The sequence below is a fragment of the Hominenteromicrobium sp. genome, from assembly GCF_046974225.1.
Lineage (GTDB): Bacteria > Bacillota > Clostridia > Oscillospirales > Acutalibacteraceae > Hominenteromicrobium > Hominenteromicrobium mulieris.
On record NZ_JBKWAE010000003.1, the window covers coordinates 67,690 to 91,227 of the forward strand.

At 54.2% G+C, this 23,538-nt stretch carries 21 protein-coding genes; 10 read left to right on the plus strand and 11 right to left on the minus strand.

What is annotated here, in order from left to right:
• Nucleotides 1–179 precede the first annotated feature (179 nt).
• Together ACLTX1_RS03315 and ACLTX1_RS03320 are read left to right on the plus strand one after the other, a co-directional pair.
• Nucleotides 180–1,877: an MORN repeat-containing protein gene (locus ACLTX1_RS03315; RefSeq protein WP_412264144.1), complete on the plus strand. Its 1,698-nt coding sequence runs from the start codon at nucleotides 180–182 to the stop codon at nucleotides 1,875–1,877.
• Nucleotides 1,877–3,181 (plus strand): hypothetical protein, encoded by a 1,305-nt coding sequence (locus ACLTX1_RS03320; protein ID WP_395506784.1) that lies wholly within the window; start codon nucleotides 1,877–1,879, stop codon nucleotides 3,179–3,181. Before ACLTX1_RS03315 ends, ACLTX1_RS03320 begins: the two co-directional genes overlap by 1 nt.
• On the opposite strand, the gene ACLTX1_RS03325 is transcribed toward ACLTX1_RS03320, so the two are convergent.
• Complete coding sequence (locus ACLTX1_RS03325) at nucleotides 3,182–3,442, minus strand: hypothetical protein (protein WP_308448647.1); 261 nt, start codon at nucleotides 3,440–3,442, stop codon at nucleotides 3,182–3,184.
• Nucleotides 3,443–3,503: 61 nt separating this feature from the next.
• Here ACLTX1_RS03325 and ACLTX1_RS03330 point away from each other — a divergent pair, with 61 nt between their 5' ends.
• From ACLTX1_RS03330 to ACLTX1_RS03350, 5 genes are all read left to right on the plus strand, one after another.
• Complete coding sequence (locus tag ACLTX1_RS03330) at nucleotides 3,504–4,022, plus strand: tRNA (cytidine(34)-2'-O)-methyltransferase (protein WP_308448646.1); 519 nt, start codon at nucleotides 3,504–3,506, stop codon at nucleotides 4,020–4,022.
• 172 nt (nucleotides 4,023–4,194) lie between these two features.
• Nucleotides 4,195–5,493 carry a phosphoglycerate kinase gene (locus ACLTX1_RS03335; protein WP_176820851.1) on the plus strand — a complete coding sequence of 433 codons (1,299 nt, stop codon included), beginning with the start codon at nucleotides 4,195–4,197 and terminating at the stop codon, nucleotides 5,491–5,493.
• 93 nt (nucleotides 5,494–5,586) lie between these two features.
• Nucleotides 5,587–6,357: a triose-phosphate isomerase gene (gene tpiA, locus ACLTX1_RS03340; protein WP_176820852.1), complete on the plus strand. Its 771-nt coding sequence runs from the start codon at nucleotides 5,587–5,589 to the stop codon at nucleotides 6,355–6,357.
• Nucleotides 6,358–6,406: 49 nt separating this feature from the next.
• Nucleotides 6,407–7,918, plus strand: coding sequence for a 2,3-bisphosphoglycerate-independent phosphoglycerate mutase (gene gpmI, locus ACLTX1_RS03345; protein ID WP_395590301.1), 1,512 nt, complete (start codon nucleotides 6,407–6,409; stop codon nucleotides 7,916–7,918).
• Nucleotides 7,919–8,202: 284 nt separating this feature from the next.
• Entirely contained in the window at nucleotides 8,203–8,781 is a 579-nt protein-coding gene (locus tag ACLTX1_RS03350; RefSeq protein WP_308448643.1) for a hypothetical protein, read from the plus strand.
• Between the two features lie 172 nt (nucleotides 8,782–8,953).
• On the opposite strand, the gene ACLTX1_RS03355 is transcribed toward ACLTX1_RS03350, so the two are convergent.
• A complete protein-coding gene (locus tag ACLTX1_RS03355) occupies nucleotides 8,954–9,571 on the minus strand; it encodes a flavodoxin family protein (protein ID WP_308448642.1) in 618 nt (205 codons plus the stop codon).
• A complete protein-coding gene (locus tag ACLTX1_RS03360; RefSeq protein WP_308448641.1) occupies nucleotides 9,568–12,285 on the minus strand; it encodes a TetM/TetW/TetO/TetS family tetracycline resistance ribosomal protection protein in 2,718 nt (905 codons plus the stop codon). The genes ACLTX1_RS03355 and ACLTX1_RS03360 overlap by 4 nt, the downstream gene beginning before the upstream one ends.
• Before the next feature lie 313 nt (nucleotides 12,286–12,598).
• On the opposite strand from ACLTX1_RS03360, the gene ACLTX1_RS03365 reads away from it, so the two are divergent.
• Entirely contained in the window at nucleotides 12,599–14,083 is a 1,485-nt protein-coding gene (locus tag ACLTX1_RS03365) for a DUF1846 domain-containing protein (RefSeq protein WP_176820857.1), read from the plus strand.
• 70 nt (nucleotides 14,084–14,153) lie between these two features.
• On the opposite strand, the gene ACLTX1_RS03370 is transcribed toward ACLTX1_RS03365, so the two are convergent.
• Nucleotides 14,154–14,699, minus strand: a complete 546-nt coding sequence (locus ACLTX1_RS03370; protein ID WP_308448640.1) for a TetR/AcrR family transcriptional regulator — start codon at nucleotides 14,697–14,699, stop codon at nucleotides 14,154–14,156.
• 171 nt (nucleotides 14,700–14,870) lie between these two features.
• Between ACLTX1_RS03370 and ACLTX1_RS03375 the strand changes: the two genes are divergently transcribed.
• Together ACLTX1_RS03375 and ACLTX1_RS03380 are read left to right on the plus strand one after the other, a co-directional pair.
• The gene (locus ACLTX1_RS03375) at nucleotides 14,871–15,485 is read left to right on the plus strand and encodes a glycerol-3-phosphate acyltransferase (protein ID WP_308448696.1); all 615 of its coding nucleotides are present in this window, start codon (nucleotides 14,871–14,873) and stop codon (nucleotides 15,483–15,485) included.
• The gene (locus ACLTX1_RS03380; RefSeq protein ID WP_308448639.1) at nucleotides 15,473–16,594 is read left to right on the plus strand and encodes an MGDG synthase family glycosyltransferase; all 1,122 of its coding nucleotides are present in this window, start codon (nucleotides 15,473–15,475) and stop codon (nucleotides 16,592–16,594) included. The genes ACLTX1_RS03375 and ACLTX1_RS03380 overlap by 13 nt, the downstream gene beginning before the upstream one ends.
• A gap of 362 nt (nucleotides 16,595–16,956) precedes the next feature.
• Here ACLTX1_RS03380 and ACLTX1_RS03385 read toward each other — a convergent pair whose 3' ends face one another.
• The 7 genes from ACLTX1_RS03385 to ACLTX1_RS03415 all read right to left on the minus strand — a co-directional run bounded on the left by ACLTX1_RS03385 (nucleotide 16,957) and on the right by ACLTX1_RS03415 (nucleotide 23,538).
• Entirely contained in the window at nucleotides 16,957–18,696 is a 1,740-nt protein-coding gene (locus ACLTX1_RS03385; RefSeq protein ID WP_316519535.1) for an NADH-dependent [FeFe] hydrogenase, group A6, read from the minus strand.
• A 20-nt stretch (nucleotides 18,697–18,716) separates the two neighbouring features.
• Entirely contained in the window at nucleotides 18,717–20,510 is a 1,794-nt protein-coding gene (gene nuoF / locus ACLTX1_RS03390) for an NADH-quinone oxidoreductase subunit NuoF (RefSeq protein ID WP_412330460.1), read from the minus strand.
• 12 nt (nucleotides 20,511–20,522) lie between these two features.
• Nucleotides 20,523–20,894 carry a (2Fe-2S) ferredoxin domain-containing protein gene (locus ACLTX1_RS03395; RefSeq protein WP_176820863.1) on the minus strand — a complete coding sequence of 124 codons (372 nt, stop codon included), beginning with the start codon at nucleotides 20,892–20,894 and terminating at the stop codon, nucleotides 20,523–20,525.
• A 43-nt stretch (nucleotides 20,895–20,937) separates the two neighbouring features.
• Nucleotides 20,938–21,477: an ATP-binding protein gene (locus ACLTX1_RS03400; protein ID WP_412330461.1), complete on the minus strand. Its 540-nt coding sequence runs from the start codon at nucleotides 21,475–21,477 to the stop codon at nucleotides 20,938–20,940.
• Between the two features lie 3 nt (nucleotides 21,478–21,480).
• Nucleotides 21,481–21,978, minus strand: a complete 498-nt coding sequence (locus tag ACLTX1_RS03405) for a complex I 24 kDa subunit family protein (RefSeq protein WP_176820865.1) — start codon at nucleotides 21,976–21,978, stop codon at nucleotides 21,481–21,483.
• Nucleotides 21,979–22,460: 482 nt separating this feature from the next.
• The gene (locus ACLTX1_RS03410) at nucleotides 22,461–23,201 is read right to left on the minus strand and encodes a PHP domain-containing protein (protein ID WP_308448635.1); all 741 of its coding nucleotides are present in this window, start codon (nucleotides 23,199–23,201) and stop codon (nucleotides 22,461–22,463) included.
• 4 nt (nucleotides 23,202–23,205) lie between these two features.
• Nucleotides 23,206–23,538: a hypothetical protein gene (locus ACLTX1_RS03415; RefSeq protein ID WP_308448634.1), complete on the minus strand. Its 333-nt coding sequence runs from the start codon at nucleotides 23,536–23,538 to the stop codon at nucleotides 23,206–23,208.

A 23,538-nucleotide genomic window follows, 5' to 3' on the forward strand; every position in this document is an offset into this window, starting at 1 on the left:
ATAATATAGTATAGAATGATGATACAATATCATAGCAGATTTTAAAGCATTTCGCAAGTCAAAATCCAAAAGAACCGTGTACGCGCAAGATTGAAATAAGCGCCCTTTCGTGGTATACTGAAGCTATATCAACGGAAAAGACGGGAAACAAGCACGTTTTCCGCAGAAAGGTCGTTCAGATGACGGAACATAACGCCACTTCTCTCAGCGCCAGCCTTGTGAACCGTAAGGTCTACACCGTGTGCTACACCGGGCTCGATACGCTGTCTTCGTTTCACGATGCTCTTTATGAAGCGCGCCGCAGCTATTTCGGCTCCGGCAAAACCGTACATATCCGCGCCCGCGGCATTTTCGACGGGCTTTCCGGCGAGGTGCACGGCAAGCTCTCCCGCCGCACTATAAAATGGAAAAAACGCGCAGGCAAAAATACGCTCGAAGCCGCATTCACAAACGGCGGTCAGCGCGGCATCGCGTTTTATAACGCCTACGGCGCATTGCGCGCCCGCGTGTACTACGACGGTGAAATGCAGTGGATGCGCACGGAGTATTTCTCTCCCGATGATGACCGCCGCGCGCGCATTACCTTTAAGCCGGACGACCACCGCGACGCCGTCATCCGCTTCGATTATAACGATTCTACCGGCAAAACGAAAGAAACCGTGCTGTTCCCCGTGCCGTATGCATTCCAAACCGCCGAGCAGAGTTTGCAAAACGCCCAGTTCGGCGACCGCCTTCTGCTCGTCGCCGATGAGCGCGGCGAATACGCCTACTGCCCGCGTGAAGAGCAGCAGCGCCGCATCAAATTTCTGAAGCAGAATAAAAACGCCTCCGTCATGCTCTCCATGGGTTGGGAGATCAAGGACGGCGACGTGCCCGAAACGACCGAGCCGGAGCCCGAGCTGCCCGTTTTCGAAAACCTCACCGAACCCGCACTTGTCGATTTCCTGAGCGACCCCGCCGAAAAAGCCGCAGAACCTACCGAAGAGGAACCCGTTCTCGAAGAAGCTGCTTCCGAAGCACCCGAAGCCGAGCCGCAGCCCGAAACAGAACCCGAGACGAAAGAAGTCGAAGAATCCCTCATTGAGGACACTCCCGCAGAAGAACCCGAAGAAGCCCCGGAAGAACCTGCTCCCGAAGAAACGCCAAATACAGACCGCGCCCCCGACATCACGCCGGAAGAGCTCCGGCAGGCACGTACTTTGCTTGATAAGCTCCTGCCTGCAAAGGAAGCTGAAAAAGAGGACGACCCCGAAACCGGCATCACGCTCATCAGAGGCGGCGCGCCGCTCCGTTACACAGGCGACCTTTCCGAAGACGGCAAACGCGAGGGCTTCGGCCGCACCGTGAACAACAACGGCATCACGCTCTATGAAGGCGAGTACAAAAACGACCTGCGCGAGGGGTTCGGCGTGCACCACTACCGCAGCGGCGCCGTCTCCTACATCGGCGACTTCAAAGACGATCAGCGCGAAGGCTTCGGCGTTTCGTTCCGCGAAAGCGACCACGCGCTGCACATTTCCCACTGGCAAAACGGTAAGCCGCAAGGCATGGCAACGATTTTCAATAAAAACGGAGATTTAATTTACAACGGCCAAATCATCGACGGCCAAAAGCAGGGCGCAGGTGTCTCCGTCGACCCCGAAACGCACTGCGTGTTCGTCGAAAAATATGAAAACAACGAAAAAGCGGGTCAAGCTACCCTGTTCGATGCAGACGGCAATTTAATTTATTCCGGTGGCTGGCAGAACGGTAAACGGCAGGGTCACGGCACAGCGTTCGACAAAAACGGCAATGTCGTCTACACCGGCGAGTGGAAAGATGACCGCTATGAAAACGGCATTTTGTACCGCCACGTGCAGAACGAGGACAAAGCGTAATGGACCGCGTTGAACTGCACGACGTGGAATACGGCGACTGCACCGTCCTCGTTGGGCAAAACCGGCAGATTTTAATGGTGGATTGCGGCTCCGTCAGCCGCTACGCCCGCCGCGGTGAAGAGGAGATTGACCGCCGTTTTAACGAAATTTTCAGCCGCTATGCGCCCGCCTCCCAGCGCCAGTTTCTGCTCACGCACTACCACCGCGACCACATGAGCGGCTTTTTAAAGCAAGTCAAAAAGGATCCCGGCTACTTTGACCGCGTATACCTCCCCGCCCTCCCGTGTGATAAGCGCGGCGTAAATCCCGTTTTGGAGTTCGCCGTGTTCGCGCATTTTTTCGCCGTTCCGCAAAGTGACTTCGCGCAGGTGAACACCACTTGCCTGCGTATTTTCGACGCGCTCAATGATTCTGTCGGCGCAGACCGCATTTTCACGCTCGGCGGCGGCGACATCTTCACATTTGACGGCGCGTTTTACGAGGTGCTCTCCCCCGCGCGTAACGAGCCCTTCCCGTTCGATGCCATCCTGACGGAAGCCGTCGAAAACCTCAACATCTGCCTCTCTTCCCCGTTTCACACCGGGCGCGAAACGGAGTTTTTGGAGACGAAGGATGCGTTCGTTAGGCTCTACATGCAGTGTCAAACGGCCTTCGCGCCGTCCGACCGCGCCACGCCCGGCAGACGGCGCATCCTGCTTGATTCTCTCCGCGACCTCTTAGGCCGCATGGAGGATATGCGCAGCAACCTCGCCCATTCCCCCGCCGCGCCGGATATTCAGGACATTTTAAATCAATCCGTCGTGCGCAACGTCTACACCGAAACGCAGAACGACCTCTCCCTCGTCTTTCACAACCGCCGAAGCCGCGGCCCGTCGAACCTCGATATTCTAATGACCGGCGACGTGTCCGATGAAGTGCTGCGCCGCATCTCCGGGAAGCTGTTTGACGGCTACTATATCGTCAAAGCGCCGCACCACGGCACAGAAAGCCACTTTTCAAACGTTATCGGCGACCTCGCCGTTGCGCACCTGCTCATCTCCAACGGTGATTACCACGCGGGCGGCGAAATTTCCCAGCGCTACATCGATATGGAGTGCATCAAGCACTGCACAAACGCCGGGGCATGCCGCTGGCGCGACATCGCGGGCGGATGCTGCAACCGGCTGCAACGGTGCTACGAGCAGCCCGCTTCCGGCTCCCTGACGCTCAAATGCGCCGCAGCCGCCGGCGAGCGCCGCACGTCATGCAATATCTATGTATTCGGCCACAGCGGCGTTTTGGGCTGCCACTGCGACCGCGGGTAGTTACTTCAACATGTTCTCTACGCCGTCAATGAGCTGCCCCACCGTGTGCACGGCCTTGGCGGTGCTGCGGCGCATCTCTTTTGTGCGCGCCTTGGCGGATTTCTTCCCGCCGTTCATCATCGCGGACGAAACGGCAGCCACGGCAGCGCCTGCGGCAATGCCGAGACCCACGCCCTTCACAACGTTCATGCTCTGCTTATACATGGCATCCAACCTCCAGATCCAGATTGCGGCTTTTAAAACATACAAAACAGCCGTCACGTTTAGTTTCCCCCTTTTTACAAAAACATACATCATTCTTCCCGAAAGGACTTTGACAGCAATGATTTTGAATATCGTTATGGTCGAGCCGGAGATCCCCCAAAACGCCGGCAACGTCGCGCGCACCTGCGCCGCCACGGGCGCAAGACTGCACCTTGTGGGCCCCATGGGCTTTAAGATCGACGACAAAAAGCTAAAGCGCGCCGGTCTCGATTACTGGCATTTGCTCGACATCACCTATTATGACTCGCTCGACGAATTTTTTGCAAAAAACAGCGGCGAATTTTTCTTTTTCTCCACAAAATCCGTCCATAAGCACACGGATATACACTATCCCGATAATTGCTACCTCTTCTTCGGCAAAGAGACAGCCGGCCTGCCGGAAGACCTGCTTTTCAAAAACAAAGACCGCTGCGTGCGCATCCCCATGATTTCGGAAGCGCGCAGCTTAAACCTCTCTAACAGCATCGCCATCGGCGTTTACGAAGTCCTGCGCCAGTGGGATTTTCCCGCGCTTTCCGAAGCCGGTCGCCTGCGCGGCTACGACTGGGACGCGGCAGACGCGAACGGTGCGAAATAAAAACCCGTACAAAATCGCAAAAATGAAAAATTTGCGCTAAAAAGTGTGCAATTTGCGCGTTATCTCTTGAAATCATCTTCCGTTTGGTATAAAATGAATTCTGTAGGCGGTGTTGTCCGCCAACCAAACGTATAACCGTAACTCAATATATTTCTTAAAGGAGTGTACGAAAATGAACTACCTCAACAAGAAAACCGTAGAAGACATCGACGTTGCCGGTAAGCACGTTCTTGTCCGCTGCGATTTCAACGTCCCGATGAAGGACGGTGTCATCACGGACACAAAGCGCATCGTCGGTGCGCTGCCCACCATTAAGTATCTCGTAGACCACAACGCAAAGGTCATCCTCTGCTCCCACATGGGTCGCCCGCACAACATCTTCAACGACGTTGTAAAGCTCGACAAGAAGGAGAAGAAGAAGATCGATGCTATGCCGGAGGCAGAGCAGGCCGAAGCGACCGCTAAGGCACTCGAAGCTGCTAAGGGCGACGTGAAGAAATTCTCCCTGGCGCCTGTCGCAGCAGAGCTCTCCAAGCTTCTCGGCAAGGAAGTCATCATGGCAAAAGACGTTGTCGGCCCGGACGCTAAGGCTAAGGCTGCAGCTCTGAAGGACGGCGAAGTCCTCATGCTCGAGAACGTTCGCTTCCACGCAGAAGAGACCAAGAACGACCCGGATTTCGCTAAGGCACTCGCTTCCATGGCTGAGATCTATGTCAACGATGCATTCGGCACCGCACACCGTGCACATGCTTCCACAGCAGGCGTTGCAGATTACCTCCCGGCTGTCTGCGGCTACCTCATCCAGAAGGAAATTTCCATCATGGGCGGCGCGCTCGAGAACCCGAAGCGTCCGTTCGTTGCAATCCTCGGCGGCGCTAAGGTTTCCGATAAGATCGGCGTCATCAACAACCTGATTGAAAAGGTCGACACACTCATCATCGGCGGCGGCATGGCTTACACCTTCTTCAAGGCTCTCGGCCACGAGATTGGCACCTCCATCTGCGAGGACGACAAGGTTGAGCTCGCTAAGGAAATGATGGACAAGGCGAAGGCTAAGGGCATCAACTTCCTCATCCCGGTCGATAACGTTGTTGCAACCGAGTACAGTGCAGACTCCGAGTGGAAGATCGTCGATTCCGACGACATTCCGGAAGGCTGGATGGGTCTCGATATCGGCCCGAAGAGCCGTGAGCTGTTCGCAAACGCCGTGAAGAACGCAGGCACCGTTGTTTGGAACGGCCCGATGGGCGTTTCCGAGTGGGAAAACTTCGCAAACGGCACCATCGCAGTTGCAAAGGCAGTTGCAGACAGCAACGCAATCTCCATTATCGGCGGCGGCGACTCCGCTGCGGCTGTTGAGAAGCTCGGCTTCGCGGATAAGATGACGCACATCTCCACGGGCGGCGGCGCTTCTCTCGAATTCCTCGAGGGTCTTGAGCTCCCCGGCATTGCTTGCCTCAACGAGAAATAATTAAAAGCATGAACGGGAGCGGAGCTTGCCTCTGCTCCCGTATTGTTGTCTCAATAAAAACGGTTTTTAACCGACGGAAAGGAATAGAAAATCATGAACAAGGCTGTTAGAAAGGCTGTTATCGCCGGCAACTGGAAAATGAACAAAACCCCTGCGGAGGCAAAGGAACTCATCACCGCCATTGCTCCGCTCGTTAAGGACGCAGGCTGCGACGTTGTCGCTTGCGTGCCGTATGTAGACATCGCAACCGCTATTGAGGCGGCTAAGGGCACCAACATCAAGATCGGCGCAGAGAACTGCCACTGGGCGGTCAGCGGCGCTTTCACCGGCGAGATTTCCGCAGAAATGCTGAAGGCTTGCGGCGTTGAGTACGTCATCACCGGCCACAGCGAGAGAAGAACCTACTTCGGCGATACCGACGTTACGGTTCAGAAGAGAACAAGAGCTGCGCTTGACGCAGGCCTCACCGTCATCGTTTGCGTAGGCGAGTACCTCGAGCAGCGCGAGCAGGGCATCACCGATGAGCTCGTTGCCATGCAGACAAAGATCGCACTCGGCGGCGTAACCGAAGAAGAGCTTAAGCGCATCATCATCGCTTACGAGCCGGTTTGGGCTATCGGCACCGGCAAGACCGCCACGGCAGAGCAGGCAAACGAAGTTTGCGCTGTCATCCGTGCGACCGTCAAGTCCCTCTACGGCGAAAAGGCTGCAGAAGGCATCACTGTTCAGTACGGCGGCTCCATGAACGCAGGCAACGCAGCTGAGCTTCTTGCACAGCCGGACGTTGACGGCGGCCTCATCGGCGGCGCTTCCCTGAAGCCGAACGACTTCGCAGCCATCGTAGACGCAGCCACCAAGGGCTGATTTTTCCACCGAAAGATTTTTTCCAGTTGAAAGGAAAGGCATCTCCACTATGAAAAGACCTGTTGTACTCATGATTCTGGACGGTTTCGGAATTGCTAAAACGGAGGGCAACGCGATTGCCGCCGCTAAGAGACCGAACCTCGATAAGCTGTTCTCTGAAAACCCGATTACAAAGATCGGCGCTTCCGGCATGGACGTCGGTCTGCCGGACGGCCAGATGGGCAACAGCGAAGTCGGCCACACCAATATCGGCGCAGGCCGCATCGTTTATCAGGAGCTTACCCGCATCACGAAGGCGGTACAGGACGGTTCTTTCTTTGAGAATGAAGCGCTCGTACACGCCATGAATAACGCAAAAGAAAACGGCACCGCGCTGCACCTCATCGGCCTGCTTTCCAACGGCGGCGTGCACAGCCACAACCAGCACCTCTACGGTCTGCTGGAAATGGCAAAAAAGATGGGCGTTGAAAACGTCTATGTTCACGCCCTGCTCGACGGCCGCGATGTTCCGCCTTCCTCCGGCAAGGACTTCGTCAAGGAGCTCATGGAGAAGATGAAGGAAATCGGCGTCGGCAAGGTTGCAACGGTCATGGGCCGCTACTATGCGATGGACCGCGACAACCGCTGGGAGCGCGTAGAAAAGGCTTACAACGCCATGGTTTGCCGCGAAGGCGAAGAGTTCGCGTGCCCGGTTTGCGCTGTATCGAAATCCTATGAAAATGAAGTCACGGACGAGTTCGTCGTGCCGTGCGTCATCAAGGGCGGCGCTCCGGTCGCATCCGGCGATTCCGTCGTGTTCTTCAACTTCCGCCCGGACCGCGCAAGAGAGATCACCCGCACGTTTGTAGACCCGGATTTCACCGGCTTCACCCGCAAGAATGGCTTCTTCCCGCTCACCTACGTCTGCATGACGCAGTATGACGCCACGATGCCGAACGTTGAGATCGCATTCAAGCCGCAGAGCCTTAAAAACACCCTCGGCGAGTACGTCTCCGATAAGGGCCTCAAGCAGCTCCGCATTGCCGAAACCGAGAAGTATGCGCATGTCACATTCTTCTTCAACGGCGGCGTCGAGAAGCAGTATCCGGGTGAGGACCGCATCCTCGTCAAGTCCCCGAAGGTCGCAACGTATGACCTCCAGCCGGAAATGAGCGCTTACGAAGTCACGGATAAGATGGTTGAGGCCGTCAAGTCCGGCAAGTACGATATGATCATTCTGAACTTTGCAAACTGCGACATGGTCGGCCACACCGGCGTGTTCGAGGCTGCAAAGGCTGCCGTTGAGGCTGTCGATACCTGCGTCGGCAAGGTCGCAGCAGCCATCGACGAGATGGGCGGCGTGCTGCTCATCACCGCCGACCACGGCAATGCAGACAAGATGGTTGATGATGACGGTGAACCGTTTACCGCACACACCACAAACCCGGTTCCGTTCTGCGTTGTCGGTTATCCGTGCAAGCTGCGTGAGGGCGGCGTTCTCGCGGACATCGCACCCACCATGCTGAAGATCATGGATCTGCCGCAGCCGGAAGAAATGACAGGCAAGAGCATCATTCTCTAATTCGATCTTGCTCTAAAATCAAAGCATTATAAACAGTCTCCCTTTGTGTTTCGGCACAGAGGGAGATTTTTTGTTCTATTTTTTTTCTAACAATTTTTAAATATATATTGACAAACCCTCCTATACATGATATCATGCAAGTGTAATATATTACCAAAAAAACATATGCACAGGTGATATTTTTCAGCAAAAAGTTCAAGCTCAATTCATAACACAAATTCATTTGCACCGCCGTATCCGTCAGCGTAGCCACAAATCCTAACATCATCATAGGAGGTCGTTTTATGAAAAAGCTCGCATTGGTTTTGTCCCTTGTTTTGATGCTCACGTTTGTCGGCTGTTCGTCTAAGACAACCGTGAAAGAGACAGACGCTTTCCGATTCGATTCCAAGACCGGCTATGCGTATTCCACTGCGCCGTTCGGCATCGACACGACGGAGCTTGAATCCGCTATCGGCTCTAAGCTGACAATGGTCAGCGAAAGCCCCGCGACAGCGCCTTTCGCATATACGAATTATTTGTCGGAGGACATCGTGCAGTCCGCAGGCTGCTCCGGCAAATTTGATGCGCAGTTTGACGAAAACGACAAGCTGTTTTCGGTGACGTTCCACGAACAGCTTGCGCGCGGCACGGCAGAAGAGCATTTTGAAGCCGCAAGCAAACGCTTCACCGAAACCTTCGGCGCACCTGCCGTTCAAGACGACAACGGTACCGGCACTCAATATCTCGAGTGGCAGGATAAAAGCAGTGGCACGGCGCTGGGGCTTACATATTCCGATCTCGGCACGACCGATCCGACCTTGATGATCTCCGTCTTTGAGAAGTCCCGCTACGTCGAAGCCGGAACAGGCGAGTGGAAATAAACTTAAATATATTAGAAGTTGATCTATAAACAAAATCTCCCTTGGCTTTTTGCCATGGGAGATTTTTGCCATTTTGCGGATAAATTGATATTTTTAATAGAAGATATTGAAAAATCAGCAAAGATGCTCTTTGTCGCTTAACTGTGCTTCTTTGCTGCTTTAGCCGTATTTTTTACCGAATAAAGTTCGTTGCGATGCGCTGTTCCGTTTCCGGCAGGCCAAATTTTTCCTTACCGAGCGCAATGCTCTTCATCAAAAAAGTCATATTTCTCGCCAAGGTGCGCATGGTTTGTAGACCCTCCAAATCCTCTTTCGCCTCGCCTAGTGCGAGGCCGTGAATGCTGTTCCAATACTGACTGGACGCGACGGGCATGCCGGAGATCGTAAAGAATTTGTTGAGTTCGTCGAACGTGGCGGAAAGGCCGCCGCGGCGGGCAGCCACAACGGCGGCGCCGACTTTCATCGTTTTATCGAACGGAGTGCTGTAAAACAGGCGCGTCAAAAGCGCGACAAGTGTTGCGTTTGCGGAGGCATAATACACCGGACTGCCGACGACAAGACCGTCCGCTTCCGCAAATTTCGTCGCAACTTCGTTGACAAGATCGTTAAAAACGCAGTGCCCCAGCTTAGAACATTGCCCGCATGCCACACATCCTCGGATGTCTTTGTTGCCGACATGAATAACTTCCGTTTCGATACCTTCTTTGTTGAAAATATCCACCATTTCATGCAGGGCAACAGCAGTATTGCCGTTCGCCTTCGGGCTTCCGTTTAAGAGTAAGACTTTCATTTTCCATTTTCCTTTCTTTGTGTTTTGTTGTTTTCTGTATACGCACGCAGATTACTCTGCGTTTGATCCGTTAAATTTTTGAAAGGCTTATGCGCGTGGCGGGCGCTTTCTTTTTCGTTCCAATCGGCGATGACCTCGCGCATGCGCTTGTTCGCTTCATCGACCTCCACCTTGAATTCGGAGGCCGTAACACGACGCGCGCCGTGACCGAGTACGATCATCTGCTCTGCGCCGTCGGACGTGGCGACGCGCACACGGTGCTTTTTGCTGATCTCAAACGTGGCGCGCTCAATGTAGGTATCTGCCGTTTCCGCCTGCTTTGTGAACACAACGGAAATGTTGTGGTAGCGGATAACGTCCTCCACGTCACGCGGGACGCGATAGGCATCGAAAACGAGGATGCACGTGCTGCGGCTGAAGCTCTGATAATTGCAGATTTTATCCATTAAAATCTGTCGAGCGGTGTCGATGTCCTTTTCGGCGACCTTATTTAAATCGTCCCACGCAAAGAGAATATTGTAGCCGTCGATGAGGAGATACTCAGGCTCGAAGACCTTTTCCGGCACCTTCCATTCCCCTTTTCCGCTGCTTTCTGCGGCGCGGACGGCGTTTTGCGGCTGCATATCGCGGCGTCGGATAGGGCCGTAGGTGCGCTCAAAAATGGCGCGCAGCTCATCGTCGAACACAGGCGGCAGCTGTGCGGCGGCGCGCACGGGAGCTTCGGTTTCGGCAGATTTTGTTCCCGGCTTTTCGGGCTTCCATCCACTTTCGAGGTGCATGTGGGAAGCCGCCTCGCGCCACGGCACAACGAAGCCGGAGCCGTGCGAACAGAAGACGGAATCGCCGGTGTTCTCCAAATCATGCTCGGCATCGTAGCCGATATGCTCGATGACCTCTTCGGCATTATGGCACGGCAAGTAGCCCTTCGGCATACAAATAAGGCTGCCAAGCCCGCGCGTGTACGATGCGACCTCCAAGGTGTAACCCTGCATTTCGGAGACGGGCGCAAAGCCCGTGATGACGGCATTTTCACCCTCGGTCTGCGGCGGCTCGAACTCCGCGCAAAGGCGCTGCATGTCCGAAATGGCGCGGCCGACCTGCGACTGCGGAACCTCTAATCGGAAATCGTACCACGGCTCTAAAAGCACGCTTTTCGCCTGTAATAAGCCGTGGCGCACGGCGCGATAGGTGGCCTGACGAAAATCGCCGCCCTCGGTGTGCTTTAAATGCGCACGGCCGATGAGAAGCGTGATTTTCATATCCGTGATGGGCGAGCCGGTCAGCACGCCGGGGTAGCTGCGCTCCTCAAGGTGCGTTAAAATGAGATTCTGCCAGTTGCGGTCAAGCACATCCATGCTGCACACGGTGCCGAAACGCATACCGCTGCCGCGCTCGCCGGGCGCTAAGAGCAGGTGCACCTCGGCGTAATGGCGCAGGGGCTCAAAATGCCCCATGCCTTCGACGGGTTCTTCGATCGTCTCGCGGTAGACAATGCTGCCGGTACCGAACGTGACCTCCATTTTAAAGCGCTCTTTTAAGACGCGCTGCAAAACTTCAAGCTGCACCGCGCCCATAATCTGCACGTGAATTTCGTGTAATTGCTCGTTCCACACGACATGAAGCTGGGGGTCTTCTTCCTCCAAAACGCGCAAACAGCGCACGGCGGTGTGCGGCTCCATGCCGTCCGGCAAGAAGACCTGATACGTCAAAAAGCTTTCAAGCACGGGCGCGGGGGTGTCTTCCTCCGCACCGAGTCCCTGCCCGGGATACGTGTGCGTGAGGCCCGTTACGGTGCACACGCCACCCGCGGTGACTTCCTCCGCAAGGCGGAATTTCCCACCGGAATAGATGCGGAGCTGGTCGGCTTTTTCTGCCCATACGTTTTCGCCCGCGCCGCCTTTAAGGACCATTTTAACGGGCAAAGCGCCGCCTGTGATCTTCAAATACGTAAGCCGTGCGCCCTGATTATCGTGTGCGATTTTGAAGACCTTTGCGCCGAAAGCCTTAGGGTATTCGGGCATTTCGGTGTACATTTCAAGACCGTTTAAAAGTTCTTTTACGCCGTCTAACTTCAAAGCCGAGCCGAACCAGCACGGAAAAAGCTTGCGATTTTTGATGAGGCGTTTAATCTCGGGACATTCGACTTCGCCCGTTTCGAGGTAATGGGCGAGCGTGTCTTCGTCACAAACGGCGATGTTTTCATCGCGTTCCGCTTCGGGAGATGTGAAATCGACGCAACCGGTGCTGAGCTTTTGCAGTTCGGCTAAGACTTTATCGTGGTCTGCGCCGTCGAGATCCATTTTGTTGATGAAAAGGAACGTGGGGACGTTATAGCGCTCCAAAAGCCGCCACAGCGTACGCGTGTGGCTCTGCACACCGTCTGTGCCGCTGATGACGAGCACAGCGTAATCGAGTACCTGAAGCGTACGCTCCATTTCGCTGGAAAAATCGACGTGACCGGGGGTATCGAGCAGCGTAAACGCGGTATGTTCGAGCGGTAAAACGGCCTGCTTTGAGAAAATGGTGATGCCGCGCTCGCGCTCCTGCACGTCGGTATCGAGAAACGCGTCCTGATGATCGACGCGCCCAAGACGGCGGAGCTGCCCGCCTTCATACAGCATCGCTTCCGAAAGTGTGGTCTTGCCGGCATCGACATGCGCCAAAAGCCCAAGGCATATTTGGTTTTTCGTTGTGTTTCGCTTCTGCTCGCTCATGAAAAGTGTCTCCCTGTACCGCCGTTAAAATTAAACTTCGATTTAATAAACAGTATACCACTTTTTGAAGATACTGACAATATCTCGCGCGGAAGAGAGTCGAAATTAGGCGGCGCAAACCAAGATTTGCTATTGAAAAAAACCGCGTTTTTTGCTATACTAAAAACAGATTTTTCGCGGGCAGATACCGAACGCCCGCTTTTTTACTGTATTCGGGGTGTATCGGAAAACAAGTTTACGGCTTTTCAAATGCACCCTAAAGGGGATTATTTTAGGACGCATGAGACGTATGAATTAAGGAAGGGGAATGACCATGAAGAAAATCGGTTTTGACAGTCAGAAGTATATCGAGCTGCAGTCTGCACGTATTCGCGAGCGCATTGACCAGTTCGGCGGCAAGCTGTATCTGGAATTCGGCGGCAAGCTGTTTGACGATTTCCACGCTTCACGCGTGCTGCCGGGCTTTGAGCCGGACAACAAGATCAAGATGCTTTTGGCGCTGAAAGACCAGGCGGAGATTGTCATTGCGATCAACGCGAACGACATTGAGAAAAACAAGCGCCGCAGCGACCTTGGCATTACGTATGACACGGACGTCATCCGTTTGATTGATATTTTCCGCGGCTTCGGCTTATATGTGGGCAGCATCACGCTGACGCAGTACGCAGACCAGCCCTCCGCGGCGATTTTTGAGCAGCGCATGAAGACACTGGGGCTGAAGGTCTACCGCCAGTACCGCATTCCGGGGTACCCCTCTGACGTGAAGCTCATTGTAAGCGACGAGGGCTACGGCCGCAACGACTACATTGAGACGACGCGCTCCCTTGTTGTGGTGACGGCGCCGGGCCCGGGCAGCGGCAAAATGGCAACCTGCCTTTCGCAGCTTTACCATGAGCACAAGCGCGGCATTAAGGCGGGCTACGCGAAGTTTGAGACCTTCCCCATTTGGAACCTCCCCTTAAAGCACCCGGTGAACCTTGCCTATGAAGCGGCGACGGCTGACCTGAATGATATGAACATGATCGACCCGTTCCACCTTGAGGCGTACGGTGAGACGACTGTAAACTACAACCGCGACATTGAAATCTACCCCGTGCTGCGTGCGATGTTTGAGCAGATTTACGGCGAGTGCCCGTACGCGAGCCCGACGGACATGGGCGTGAACATGGCGGGTCTGTCCATCATCGACGATGAAGTGTGCCGTGAAGCCTCGAAGCAGGAGATTATTCGCCGCTACTTTAAGACGGCGTGCCTTGTGCGCCAAGGTCTTGCTTCCGAAGCGGAATTACAGAAAATCGAGAACCTGATGCGCCAGCTGAAGTTGGAGCCGGAGAACCGCCCGGTCGTGCTCGCAGCATTGAAGCGCGCGGAAGCGACAGGACAGCCCGCGGCAGCTTTAGAGCTGCCGGACGGCACGATTGTGACGGGGCGCACATCGGAATTGCTGGGTGCTTCCTCTGCGTTGACACTGAACGCTTTGAAGATGCTTGCAGGCATTCCGCACGAGGTGAAGCTCATCTCGCCGACGGTCATTGCGCCTATTCAGACGCTGAAAACCGACTACATGCAGAGCCGAAACCCGCGCTTGCACACCGATGAGATGTTGGTGGCGCTCGCCATCAGCGCGGCGACCGACGAAAACGCGATGCGCGCCATGCAGAAGCTGGACGAGCTGAGCGGCTGTGATTTGCACTCCAGCGTAATCCTCGGCACGGTAGACGACAGCGTATTCAAACGCCTTGGCATCAACGTGACGTGCGAAGCAACGTATGAGGACAATAACCTCTACCACAAATAATCTTTCTTGTAATATAAAACCGCTCGAAGCCGTAAAGCCCGAGCGGTTTTTGTTATAGGAATTTTCGGATTTAAATTGTAAAATAGCGGCCGGTAATGATCTTTTGCACAAGATTCGAAATTTTGCGGCTATCCGTAAAATCATCCTTGCGAATAGCGTAAACCACCATGCTGATGATCGCGCCGGCAAGAAATGAAATGGCGTAATCACGGTCTTCGTGGTCATAAGCGTGGAAAATATTGTCCAAATGCAGGAGATACGCTTCCGATTTTTCGCGAGCCAATGTATCCAGATGATTTTCGACCAGAAGACTGAGGAGTTTTTTCTGCTCCACAAAACACTCCATAATAGAATCACATAGACTGCGAATGGTGTAAGCGCGCTTTTCCGCAATGAATCGTTTGCGGTATTCTTCAAAAAGCCGGTCGAGCCGACGCCCAATGACCTCTTCCTTATTTTCAAACAGCGAGTAAAACGTCTGGCGTGAAACGCCGGCGTGGGCACAAACGGCTTTTATCGTGATTTTTTGAAACGGCTCTTCCTCCATAAGTGCTAAAAGTGCCTCTGTGATGAGGTTCTGCGATTGCAGCGCCGTTGGATTTTTTCCCTGATACATAGACATTCCCTCCTGTTTCGTCAATATTTTCACTCAACTTGGACAAATGTCAAATTGACAAGTGTCAATGGTTCATATTATAATGACTTTATAAGAGGTTGTCAAGACGAGACTCTCGGCAAAATTGTGAATTTTTTGTGGCGCGAAATTTTTGGGGAGTGTGTGAAAAACATGGAAGTGCGCGACGCTTTATATATTATTTTCGGGTATCTCCTGGGCAGTATTTTGTTTGCGCGGCTCGGTGGGCTGATCTTTAAAAAGACAGACATTATGGCGGAAAGCCCGGACAAGAACCCGGGCACAATGAATGCGTTTACATACGGTGGGTTCCGGTGCGGCGTGTTTACGCTGTGCGGCGACCTGTTCAAGGGCTTTTTGCCGGTTTTTTTGTACCGCAGCGGAGAACTGCCCGAAAACCCGCTGATGCTCTCTTTTGTGATGGCGGCGCCGGTCTTGGGCCATATTCTGCCGTTTTATGACATTAAACACGGCGGCAAAGGCATTGCGGCAACGTTTGGGTGCTTTTTGGGGCTGCTGCCGCACTGGATCCCTCTGTGCGTTTTGGCGAGCATCTTCATTTTCTTTTCGTGCGTTGTTAAAATCAACCCGAACTATTACCGCACAGTGGCGACGTATATCCTGGCGGCCATTTGCACGGTTTGGCTGGAGCCAAACCGCTATATCGTCTTCGGCTTTTTGCTGATTGCGGCTTCGGTGCTCGCAAAGCTCTTTATGAGTGCCGAGGAAAAAGAACACTTTGAGGTGAAACTTGCATGGAAGCACTGATTTTATCCTGCAGCACGGGCGGCGGGCACAACACGGCGGCACAAGCGGTTTTTGAGGCGCTGACGGAACGCGGGCACCACGCCGTGCGCATGGACCCGTACACGCTGGTGAGCGAGGAGCTTGCAAATAAAGTCGGGCAGACCTATATAAAGTTGGTACAGAAAAGCCCGAAGCTGTTTGGCGCGGTCTATGACCTCGGTAACGCGTACCGTAAGCTGCCGGGGCGCTCGCCGGTGTACCACATCAACGGCAAAATGGCGCCGTACATGCAGAAATACCTTGCGAAACACCTAACGGACGTGATCGTCTGCACGCATTTGTACCCGGCGGAGATTTTGACGCACATGCGGCTAAACGGCATGGAAACGCCGCCGTTTGTGTTTATTGCGACGGACTACACTTGCGTTCCGTTTACGGAGGAATCGGACTGCGACTTGTACGTGACGCCCTCCCCGCTTTTGAGCAGCGATTTCACCGGGCGAGGCATTCCTGCGGAAAAATTGCGGCCGCTGGGCATCCCGGTGCGGCTGGATTTTTCCGATGATACCATCACGAAAGACAGAGCGCGGGAAGCGCTTAACTTGCCGAAAGACAGGCGCACGTTGCTGCTTTCCGGCGGGAGCATGGGCGCGGGGGCAATTATTAATGCCGTGCGGGCACTGCTGCCGTATTTGAAGCAAAATGCAAACTGCGACCTCAACATTTTGTGCGGCAGCAATGAGGCGCTGTTTGACAGCGTGGAAACTGAATTTGCAGAAAATGGGCAAATCACGCCGATGCACAGCACGAACAAAATGGCACTGTATTTAAAGGCAAGCAACGTATTTATCTCGAAGCCGGGCGGACTTTCATCTACGGAGAGCGCCGCGGCGGGCGTGCCGCTTGTGCACATTTCGCCGATACCCGGGTGCGAAAGCCGCAACGCGGAGTTTTTTGCCAAGGAGGGTATCGCCGTAAAGGTGGAAAACACAGAAACAGAGCTTTTGTCGGCGGTGGAAAGGCTTTCGGAGCCGGGAAATGCAGAAGAAATGCGCAAACGGCAGAGAGCAGTTATCAATCAAAATGCAGCCATAGATATTTGCGAGCTGTTGGAAACGGTAGCACAGTGATGACGCAAAACGTGGGTTAAAAGTTTTTGATCGACCTTTTTTCAAAAAAGGTCGCGGATTCTTAGGGCTGAGCCCTAAGCCGAACTCCGCAAAGTTCGGAACACTTTTGCCTAACTCAAAACCAGGAAGGTAGATTTGAACGTCCGGGGGACATTCAAATTGTAGGGAACCCAGTTGCATGGGTTCCCTGAAAGAGCGGCTTTGCGCCGCTCTTTTTATATACACAGTTTTTTTCTAAGTGAAAGGTACCGTGAAGTTCATTAGCACGCTGTATCACTTCCTTGCCCTCTGTCAGAGGGAGCCGACATAAAAAGAGCCACTGTGATTACTCGCAGTGGCTCTTAAACACCTTAAATTTAAATTTAGAAACGATCGCGCTTAACGTAAGACGTATGCAGCAGCTCGTGTGCCTTATGGCAGCCGGGCTCGCCGCCCATCCATTCATAGCACTCCTTGACGACGGGGTTCAGGTGGCTCTTTCTGAGCGTCTTGGCCGCGTCCTCATCGTAGAGGGCTTTTGCACGCAGGGCCTTAATGTCCGTGAAGCTGCGAACCGTAGACGGCTGAATCGGCTGGCCGCCGCCGTTTACGCAACCGCCCGGGCAGCACATGACTTCTACGATGTGGTAGTCGGCTTCGCCGCTTTCAATCTTCTTGAGCAGCTCGTTTGCGTTATTCAGACCGCTGACGACAGCGACCTTGACATCCATGCCGGCAACCTTGTAAACAGCTTCCTTGAAGCCCTTCGTGCCGCGAATCTCTTTGTACTCGATGTTGTCGTGGTCGACGCCCTCAAGCACATCGGCTGCGGTACGGAGCGCTGCTTCCAGAACGCCGCCCGTCGCGCCGAAGATCGTAGCTGCGCCGGTGGAAACGCCCATAACCGGGTCGAAATCCTCTTCCGGCAGTCTTGCGAAGTTGAGCTGTGCCATCTTGATCATACGGGCAAGCTCGCGGGTGGTGATGGAGATATCAACGTCCGGCACACCGGCTGCGTCTTCGTCGTCACGGTTGATCTCGAATTTCTTCGCGACGCACGGCATGACGGAAACGGAAACGATGTTGTTCGGATCGATGCCTTCTCTTTCCGCAAACCACGTTTTGATGAGCGCACCGGTCATCTGCTGCGGGGACTTGCAGGTGGAGAGGTTTTCTGTGAGGCTCGGGAAGTAGTGCTCGCAGAACTTGACCCAGCCCGGAGAGCAGGAGGTGATGATCGGCAGCTTGCCGCCGTTCTTCACGCGGTCAATGAACTCGTTTGCTTCTTCCATGATAGTCATATCGGCACCGAAATCGGTATCGTAGACCTTATCGAAGCCAAGGCGGCGCAGGGCTGCGACCATCTTGCCTTCTACGTTCGTGCCGATCGGCATACCGAACTCTTCGCCGAGCGCTGCGCGCACAGCCGGAGCCGTCTGCACGACAACGACCTTTTCCGGATCGTTGATGGCATCGATGACCTGCTGGGTATTGTCCTTTTCGGTGAGAGCACCCGTCGGGCAGGCTACGATACACTGACCGCAGGAAACGCAGGCCACTTCGCTGAGCGGCATCTCAAATGCGCAGCCGATCTCGGTATCGAAACCGCGGTTGTTCGCGCCGATGACGGCGACGTGCTGCTGCTGGCAGGCTGCCACGCAGCGGCGGCACAGGATGCACTTTGCATTATCTCTTTCGAGGTGCAGGGTGCTGTAATCCTTTTTGCCGGCGGGAACGGCGCCTTCGTAGCGGTTCTCGCTGTCGATGCCCATATCGTTGCAGAGCTTCTGCAGCTCGCAGGTGCCGCTTCTCTTGCAGGAGAGACATTTGCGGTCATGCACGGAGAGCAAGAGCTCCAGTGTCATTTTTCTGGATTTCTGAACCTTCGGCGTATTGGTGAAGACCTCCATGCCCTCGTTAACCGGGTACACGCAGGCGGCAACAAGCGATCTTGCGCCCTTAACTTCGACCATGCACATACGGCATGCGCCGATCTGGTTGACGTCCTTCAAGAAGCAAAGGGTGGGAATGTCGATTCCGGCTTCTCTTGCGGCTTCGAGGATCGTGCTGCCGGCAGCGACCTCGTAGGACATGCCGTTGATCTTAATATTTACCATATCCATGCTATTCTCAACTTCCTTCCTTACTTCTTTTCGATGGCGCCGAACTTGCACTTTTCACGGCAGACGCCGCACTTGATGCACTTCTGCGTATCGATGACATGCGGCTCGCGGACAGTGCCGGAGATGGCGCCGACCGGGCAGTTGCGTGCGCAGAGCGTGCAGCCCTTGCACTTGTCCGCATCGATGACGTAATTCGTGAGGGCCTTGCAGGCGCCTGCCGGGCAGCGATGCTCGGTGACGTGCGCAATGTACTCATCACGGTAATACTTGAGTGTGGAAAGAACCGGGTTCGGCGCTGTCTGGCCGAGACCGCAGAGGGAATTTTCCTTAATGTAGTAGCAGAGCTCTTCGAGCTTATCGATGTCTTCGAGTGTGCCCTTGCCGCTTGTAATCTTGTTGAGGATCTCAAGTAGGCGCTTCGTGCCGACACGGCACGGGGTGCACTTACCGCAGGATTCATCGACCGTGAACTCAAGGAAGAACTTTGCGATATCGACCATGCAGGTCGTCTCATCCATAACAATGAGGCCGCCGGAACCCATCATGGAACCGATGGCGATGAGGCTGTCGTAATCGATAGGCGTATCGATGAGGGACGCCGGGATGCAGCCGCCGGAAGGACCGCCGGTCTGTGCAGCCTTGAACTTGTGGCCGCCCGGGATGCCGCCGCCGATTTCTTCGACGACTTCACGCAGGGTGGTGCCCATCGGAACTTCAACGAGGCCGGTGTTGTTGATCTTACCGCCGAGTGCGAATACCTTGGTGCCCGCGCTCTTCTCTGTGCCGATGCTGCGGAACCACTGCGGCCCCTTGAGGAAGATCTGCGGGATGTTGGCATACGTCTCAACGTTATTCAGAACGGTCGGCTTCTGGAACAGACCTCTGAGTGCCGGGAACGGCGGGCGGCATCTCGGCTCGCCGCGCTTGCCTTCGATGGAGGTCATGAGCGCGGTCTCTTCGCCGCACACGAATGCGCCGGCGCCGAGGCGGATCTCAAGGTCGAAATCAAAGCCGGAATCGAAGATATTCTTGCCGAGCAGGCCATATTCTCTCGCCTGGTTGATGGCAATCTGGAGACGGTGAACCGCGATGGGGTACTCTGCACGGATGTAGATGTAGCCCTGCGTTGCGCCGATGGCGTAACCGGCGATGGTCATGGCTTCGATGACGCTGTGCGGGTCGCCTTCCAGAATGGAACGGTCCATGAATGCGCCCGGGTCGCCCTCGTCGGCGTTACAACATACATATTTCTGATCGGCATCGTTTGCCGCTGCGAATTTCCACTTAAGACCGGTGGGGAAGCCTGCACCGCCGCGACCGCGGAGGCCGGAATCAAGCATGGTCTGAATGACCTGCTGGGGCGGGATCTTCTCCGTGAGAATCTTGCCGATTGCCTGATAGCCGTCGAGCGCGATGTACTCATCGATCTGCTCCGGGTTAATCACGCCGCAGTTGCGCAGTGCGACACGCATCTGCTTTGCGTAGAACGTGGTCTCGTTGAGGGATTTTGTGGTGCTTTCGTCGACGACCGTCTCTTTGTAGAGCAGGCGGCGAACAATACGTCCCTTGAGCAGGTGCTCTTCAACAATTTCCGGGACATCTTCCGGGGTGACGCGGCTATAGAACGCGCCCTCCGGGTATACGATCATGATCGGGCCGAGTGCGCACAGGCCGAAGCAGCCGGTACGAACAACGTTGACTTCCTGATCCAGACCTTTGGCGCTGATTTCCTCCTTCAGCTTTTCAATGATCTTTTCGCTGTTCGAGGACGTGCAGCCCGTACCGCCGCAGACCAGAACATTGGAACGAAACATAGTTTTACCTCCTTATTTCTGATTTGCACCGATGGTGTATTCCGTAACGACATTGCCGTTGACGATGTGATCGTTGACAACGCGCAGTGCCTTTTCCGGTGTCATTTTTACGTATGTAGTCTTGGTGCCGTTTTCATCGATAACTTCGACGATCGGCTCGAACTGGCAGATGCCGATGCAGCCCGTCTGCGTGACCAGGACGTCGTGAAGCTCGCGTTTATTGACCTCATCCGAGATGGTGGTGAGAACCGGTCTTGCGCCTGCTGCGATGCCGCAGGTAGCCATGCCGACCAGAACACGCGTTTTCGCTTCGGAATTTTCGCGGACGTTGACCGCCATTTTTGCTCTATCTCGAATTGCCTGAAGTTCAGCTAATGATTTCATGTGGCTTTTCCTTTCTGCGCCTTGCGCATTGATACTACAAGAGCTACTTAAGCTCTTCCTCCGCCTCTGCAAGATATTCCCGAATCCACGCCGATACCGCGGGCTCCGTAAACGGAACGCCCTCCAGCTGCTCGCGCAGCGTGCGGGTATCGAGGGTGATCTCTTTTTCTTCAACGCTGTGGGTGAAGAGAAAATCGAGTTCGGGATTGCAGGTGATCAAAAGATGGATAACGGACGCGATGTCCCCGAGGGGGATCATATCGACATGCGAGGGGCGAAACACAGCCGTGACTTTGGTGCCCTTACCCTTTTCGGAATCAATCTGAAACGAGCCGCCCGTCATTTCCGCTTCCATTTTGAAAAGCGGCACGCCAAGCCCAACCTTGCGGGTGGTGCGTGTGGTGAAAAACGGGTCGATGACGCTTTTGACCTGCTCCGCACTCATGCCGCAGCCGTTATCCGTTATCGTGATGGTTAAGGTGTCGTGCTTTTTCGATTCCGCGACCTGCACCGTGATAAGCGATGCGCCCGCGCGAACGGAGTTCTGCACAATGTCCATCACATTCAGCGAAAGCTCGCGCATGGCTTACGCTGTGTATTTTGCAAGAATCTTATCCACGTCCTCGGGAACGAGACGGCCGTAAACGTCTTCGTTGACGGTGAGGACCGGTGCAAGGCCGCAGGCGCCGATGCAGCGACATGCGGTGAGCGAGAACACGCCGTCCGGCGTACATTCCTCCGGCTGGATGCCGAGCTTTGCAACGAGACGGTCGAGAACCTTATCTGCGCCCTTAACGTAGCATGCGGTGCCGAGGCAAATGGAAATGTTGTACTTACCCTTCGGAGTGAGCGAGAACTGAGAATAGAACGTGGAAACGCCGTAGACCTCTTCGAGAGATACATCGAGACCGCGTGCAATCTCCTTCTGCACTTCGATCGGCAGGTAGCCGTAGATATCCTGCGCCTTGTGCAGTGCAGCCATGACGGCGCCTTTTTCATTCTTGAGGCTCTCGATGACTGCGAGGAGCTTCTCATGCTGCTCGGGAGTATCGGTAAACGGAATGGTACTGATACGCTTTTGCATTTTATTTCCTCCCTGATAAAATTAAGTTTAAATTCAGGTATGGTTCGGTCTGCGCCCCTATTGGGCGAAGAGCTTTCATACATCTTTATGAATTATATCAAAATCGACATACATAATAATTCTAAAAAAGAATTAAAAACGAAAGTTTGTCAAACCCATGACGAAATTTTTGTCAGTTCTTTTAGCGTACAGCACAAAAATTTCGTTTTCAGGCATTTGTTAAAGTATACAAAAACAGTATAGATTTGCCGTGAAAAGGTTGAAATATCACTCATTTTATCGATATTTTATATCGATAAAAGTATATCTATTCCGTTTTTACCAGATTTGCAAAAGTTAGAAACAGCTAATTTTCAAAAGAGCGAGATTAACGAAATTTTATGCAATTTAACGAAAATCCGGCGATTTAGCCATGTTGGTAAAAATGACGAAAGCTGTGCGTTATGCGAAATTCGCATAGCACACAGCTTGGCGTTTTTTTCTTATAAAGCCTGAAATTTACCTGCACCGAACCCACGCAGCACATCTAAAAGCGCTTTGGCGGTTTTTTCCGGCAGCTCCACCGTTTGGTGTTCTTCGGGCATCAAATGCAGGTAATGCGCGTCAGAGCTGCGCAGAAGCACCATGCTTTCGAGCTCCGGGTGCAGAAGCCGCTGCTGTGCGGCATCGGCAGTAAGGGACAGCTCTGCTGCGGAAAACTGCGCTTCCGGCGGGATAGCACCGAGCGACGCAGTGACGCTGTACGCGTCTTTATCGACATGCGCGGGAAACGCCACGCCGTTAAACTCTTTCACGAGCGCCTGCACGTCGTTGATGCTGATGTCTGTTGCGGTAATGAGAAGCTCGGAAATTTCTCCGATCTTCTCGTCGTTTTCGTTTAAGACCCACTGCTCGCCGAAAATTTCCGGGCGGTTCGGCACCTTTGGAACGTGCGCACAGACGTATTTATCGAACGCGAGCGCGTCCTCGACCGTTTCAAACAGACAGACGACGTGTGCTTCTTCGGCGGTGCAGAGTTCCATACCGGGAATGACGAGCACGCCCGCGGCCTGCCCCACCTTTACGGCAGCGGGCGTATTGCGACAGGTATTGTGATCCGTAAGCGCGATGATGTCGCAGCCGAGCAGCGCCGCCATGTTGACGAGGTTGTTCGGCGTCATGTCCGTATCGCCGCACGGAGAAAGGCACGAGTGCAGGTGCAGGTCGTACCGATAGCTGTTCATACATTCACCCCAGTAATGAAGCGATTTTGAGCGCGGTTTCAAAGGCAGGCAGGGATGTACCGTACACGGCGATTTCCTGCTGCTCGGCACGCGCTTTGGCATCTGCATCCAAAGCGGCATCTTCCACAAGGATGATGCCTGCGGTATCGGCAAGCGATGCGACCGCGATGGCGTTGACGTTGCCCATAACAGTAAGCCACGCGTCGTCCGCTTTGGCTCTGCCCATGACCCAGCTTAAAAGATCGCCGCAGTAGCAGCCCTTCACTTCGCGCGTTGTATCTGTATTTTCGGTCAAAAGCTTCCAGCCGAGTGCTTCGGCCATTTCCTCTATCTGCAT

What these genes read in the sequence shown, in the direction of transcription:
- ACLTX1_RS03315 (WP_412264144.1), top strand. Translation starts at nt 180, where the DNA reads ATGACGGAACATAACGCCACTTCTCTCAGCGCCAGCCTTGTGAACCGT.
- ACLTX1_RS03320 (WP_395506784.1), top strand. Translation starts at nt 1,877, where the DNA reads ATGGACCGCGTTGAACTGCACGACGTGGAATACGGCGACTGCACCGTC.
- ACLTX1_RS03330 (WP_308448646.1), top strand. Translation starts at nt 3,504, where the DNA reads ATGATTTTGAATATCGTTATGGTCGAGCCGGAGATCCCCCAAAACGCC.
- ACLTX1_RS03335 (WP_176820851.1), top strand. Translation starts at nt 4,195, where the DNA reads ATGAACTACCTCAACAAGAAAACCGTAGAAGACATCGACGTTGCCGGT.
- tpiA (WP_176820852.1), top strand. Translation starts at nt 5,587, where the DNA reads ATGAACAAGGCTGTTAGAAAGGCTGTTATCGCCGGCAACTGGAAAATG.
- gpmI (WP_395590301.1), top strand. Translation starts at nt 6,407, where the DNA reads ATGAAAAGACCTGTTGTACTCATGATTCTGGACGGTTTCGGAATTGCT.
- ACLTX1_RS03350 (WP_308448643.1), top strand. Translation starts at nt 8,203, where the DNA reads ATGAAAAAGCTCGCATTGGTTTTGTCCCTTGTTTTGATGCTCACGTTT.
- ACLTX1_RS03355 (WP_308448642.1), bottom strand. Translation starts at nt 9,571, where the DNA reads ATGAAAGTCTTACTCTTAAACGGAAGCCCGAAGGCGAACGGCAATACT.
- ACLTX1_RS03360 (WP_308448641.1), bottom strand. Translation starts at nt 12,285, where the DNA reads ATGAGCGAGCAGAAGCGAAACACAACGAAAAACCAAATATGCCTTGGG.
- ACLTX1_RS03365 (WP_176820857.1), top strand. Translation starts at nt 12,599, where the DNA reads ATGAAGAAAATCGGTTTTGACAGTCAGAAGTATATCGAGCTGCAGTCT.
- ACLTX1_RS03370 (WP_308448640.1), bottom strand. Translation starts at nt 14,699, where the DNA reads ATGTATCAGGGAAAAAATCCAACGGCGCTGCAATCGCAGAACCTCATC.
- ACLTX1_RS03375 (WP_308448696.1), top strand. Translation starts at nt 14,871, where the DNA reads ATGGAAGTGCGCGACGCTTTATATATTATTTTCGGGTATCTCCTGGGC.
- ACLTX1_RS03380 (WP_308448639.1), top strand. Translation starts at nt 15,473, where the DNA reads ATGGAAGCACTGATTTTATCCTGCAGCACGGGCGGCGGGCACAACACG.
- ACLTX1_RS03385 (WP_316519535.1), bottom strand. Translation starts at nt 18,696, where the DNA reads ATGGATATGGTAAATATTAAGATCAACGGCATGTCCTACGAGGTCGCT.
- nuoF (WP_412330460.1), bottom strand. Translation starts at nt 20,510, where the DNA reads ATGTTTCGTTCCAATGTTCTGGTCTGCGGCGGTACGGGCTGCACGTCC.
- ACLTX1_RS03395 (WP_176820863.1), bottom strand. Translation starts at nt 20,894, where the DNA reads ATGAAATCATTAGCTGAACTTCAGGCAATTCGAGATAGAGCAAAAATG.
- ACLTX1_RS03400 (WP_412330461.1), bottom strand. Translation starts at nt 21,477, where the DNA reads ATGCGCGAGCTTTCGCTGAATGTGATGGACATTGTGCAGAACTCCGTT.
- ACLTX1_RS03405 (WP_176820865.1), bottom strand. Translation starts at nt 21,978, where the DNA reads ATGCAAAAGCGTATCAGTACCATTCCGTTTACCGATACTCCCGAGCAG.
- ACLTX1_RS03410 (WP_308448635.1), bottom strand. Translation starts at nt 23,201, where the DNA reads ATGAACAGCTATCGGTACGACCTGCACCTGCACTCGTGCCTTTCTCCG.
- ACLTX1_RS03415 (WP_308448634.1), bottom strand. Translation starts at nt 23,538, where the DNA reads ATGCAGATAGAGGAAATGGCCGAAGCACTCGGCTGGAAGCTTTTGACC.